Annotated in this window: 1 protein-coding gene; it reads right to left on the bottom strand. The window is 64.4% G+C overall.

Annotation, left to right across the window (positions count from 1 at the left end; all coding sequences use genetic code 11):
* The coding region (locus V8Z80_RS20870; protein ID WP_336063337.1) for a DDE-type integrase/transposase/recombinase at window positions 1-641 on the bottom strand (641 nt) is incomplete at both ends.

Consider the following 641-nt stretch of genomic DNA (forward strand, 5'->3'; position numbering starts at 1 on the left):
CTGGCGTGTTGGATCGTCTCGAAGCGGTGCCGATGCACGCACTGTTCCTTGAGCGTGCGGATCACCCGTTCGATCATGCCGTTCTGCTGAGGGCAGTGCGGCGTGATGAACTCCTGGCGCAAGCCGTAGCTGCGCACGAGGGCAGTGTAGCTGCGCGAGGTAAAAACCAAGCCATTGTCCGAGCGCAGCAGAAACGGCATCGGCACGCGCCCCAGCGTTCCGAAGCGAGCGATCAGGGCGTGTTCCAGTGCAGCACCCGCCGTGCAGGCCCTACCGCTTCGCGACAGGTGCCAGCCAAGCAACTCACGTGTGTGGCAGTCGATCACCAGCGCCAGCGTTGCCCAGCCGTCCCGTCCAGCCCATACCCGGCACAGATCCGTGGACCAGCGTTCGTTGGGCATCGTTGCCACCGATGGCAGCGCCTGGATGCGGGGCCTGAAGCCTATGGGCCGCTTGCGAACCTGCCAGCCCATCAGTTGGAACACGCGCTGCACGGTGTTCTTGTTGAACCCCAGCAGGTGCGCCACCGTCCGGTACCCGAACGACGGCGATTCCTCGATCATCGCCTTGATCGGCACGGCGAACTTGGGATCAACCTTGGGCGCGGACTTCACCGGCTTGTAGTACACCGTGCGGCGCGG

Source organism: Orrella sp. JC864, from assembly GCF_037026685.1.
Classification (GTDB): domain Bacteria; phylum Pseudomonadota; class Gammaproteobacteria; order Burkholderiales; family Burkholderiaceae_B; genus Orrella.